This is a genomic window from Robinsoniella sp. (assembly GCF_034124845.1).
The window spans coordinates 1-2,521 of the sequence record NZ_JAWYAJ010000040.1; the positions used below are offsets into that span (position 1 = coordinate 1).

The window sequence follows — 2,521 nt, forward strand, 5'->3', positions numbered from 1 at the left end:
TCCTCGCTGCTGGCGCTGTAAACTTTTCCTTTCCCGGTCTTATAGGATTGGAGGCGATAGGTATATTTACTTCCTTTTTTTACTTTCCCATCCGTATAGGTTGTTGCTTTTGCGCCGATCTTTGATGATAGTGTAATCCACTTGTTTCCACTTTTTCTTTGAATCCGGTAGCCGCTCACATCGGTCTGTTTCTTCCAATGAATATTCACCTTTCCCTTAGACGCTTTTGCGCTGATGCTTCTTGGCGGTGCCGGTACGGCTTTTATCTTCAATGACGAATATTCACCATAGATATTTTTCTTTTTGCTGTTCTTTTTATAAGCTTTTACTGCAAAGGTATAGTTCTTTCCCGGGGTCAGGTTGGTCACCAGATAGTATGTTGTCCTGGAGCTCTTTGTATCAAAAAGAGTTTTCCATCTGCTTCCATTTTTCTGCATTATTACATATCCGTTAACGCCGTTTATCTTCTTCCAGCTCAGCTTGATTGAAGTTGAGGAACGATTGGTGGATTTAACTGCAGCCTTTTGAGGAATCGCCTTCTTGGTTACGGCATTGCCCTGGGTATATGTCCTGCCGTCACGAAAGGATTTATACCCCAGAACCCGCAGTGTATAGGACTTACCCAGACTGCCCTTTGTAAAGCTGAAGCTGGAGTAAGTATTTTTCAGGTCTTTGACGGTAATCCATTTTGAACCGGAACGCCGCTGTACCTGATAGCCGTCCACTCCGCTCACTTTTTTCCATGTCAGCTGTATTGTCTTATAGGATGATAACGTGGCTTTTACATGAACCTTTAAATCTTTTATTTTTGCCTTTTCTTCATTTTCTTTAAGAACTAAATTACTCATAGCCTGGCTAAGGGCTTTTTCAGCATTTTTCACATCCTGCTCTTGTGCCAGTGCATGATCCATCACCGCTTTTGCCCCATTGACAGCTGCTTTCAAACTGGAAGCAGATGCCTCTGTATAATTAGAAAGATTTATAGCAGCTGCTTTTTTCAGTAATGCTTCAAGCGAAGTCTTGGAAGGCTTCAGTTTAAGATTTAACCGTGCTTTACTCAGACTGTCTGCTGCCGTATCTATTTCCGTCTGAGTAACAGCAGTGCCTGGTTTCTTTGCATTTTCAAGGAGATTTTTCCCAGCCAATAATAAATTTGAAAACTCCTTTTTTTCAGGCAAATCCAGATATCGATTGAGGTCTGCCTGTTCTGCAAGGGCAATCTGCTGTTCAAGGGCAGTTAACTCCAATGAAACCACAGGCTTTCTGGTTAGCTTTTCTTTTGCCTCTGATAATGCTGTCATCTTCTTGCTGTATTCGGTGTCTGCCACTGTTGGTCCTGCAAGAAGGCTGGCTGCCTCGTCACGCAGGGCTGTATATGCCTTTAGCATCTCGTCATGAACGTATTCATCGGATTTTATAATGCGGTCTGCCTCTTCCACCGCAGCTTTCAACCCCTCCCGGTTGGCTGCAAGAGAAAGCTCTAGCGTGCGGGAAACCAATTCTGAAGCGGCATCATTCACATCCTGCTGTGTATAGCTGTCAGCGGTGTCGTTATAAATTTCCCATGCATTTGACAGGGCTGTTTCAAATTTTTCTTTCGTGGCAGGAACCAAATCGGTTAAGGGATTGGCTTTTAGAACTTCTGCTGCATCGATGTTTTTCTTAAGGTCCGTTTTGTCTACCGCAGCTTCCGGCTCAAGAACCGTTACCTTAATGACTGCCTCCCTTCCGCCATCCTCTGTATATCCGTGAATGGTGGTGCTGCCAGGACCCTTCGCCAGAATCATAGCCCTTCCAACGATACCGTCATCACTGATTTCGGCAATCTGCTCGTCTTCTGTGGACCATACGACTCTTTGCAGTGAGGCATCCTCAGGTACCGTTGCCGTAGTGATATCCATTCCTTCACCCATATTCATGACTGCTTCCGTAACACTGATGGAAAGAGCCGTGACAGGATTGGACTGTACTGCCTTTGCATCCACAAAGAGTTTACAAGTATCCGTAAAGCCTCCGTCTACCGAGGTAGCTGTCACAGTGGTCTGACCGGATTTCAATCCTTTTACAACACCCTCCGGTGTTACACTAGCCAGCGTGGGATCCTCCACTTTATAAATAAGCTTACGGTTTACCGCCATAGCAGGAATGGTATCTGCTATTAAAGCCACGGTGCCGTCAACCTTTACTCTCACATCGGAAGGAGAAACAGAACCTGTAATACCATTTTGAGCCTTATAAAATTTAACCCCGGTCACCTTTGTGGGCAGGTCTTTTACGGTTACCCTGACTGTTTTCTTAATTCCGTTTGCTGTCTCAGCCGTAATAACAGCCGTACCCGGATGCTTGGCTATTACTTTGCCGCCTGCCACGGTAGCCACACCCCAGGCAGAACTGCTCCATGTTACCTGCTTATTAGCAGTGTCTGTGGGCCATACATTTGCATTCAGGGTGAAAGACTGTCCAAAATCAAAGTCTTCCATCATGTTCAGGGTAATTCCTGTAATGGAACCATCTGCTGTTT

At 45.1% G+C, this 2,521-nt stretch carries 1 protein-coding gene; it reads right to left on the minus strand.

Features of this window, described 5'->3' with window-relative positions:
- Nucleotides 1-2,521 (minus strand): Ig-like domain-containing protein (locus tag ACH2DQ_RS01965; RefSeq protein ID WP_395025299.1); only part of this gene is annotated, 2,521 nt, incomplete at both ends.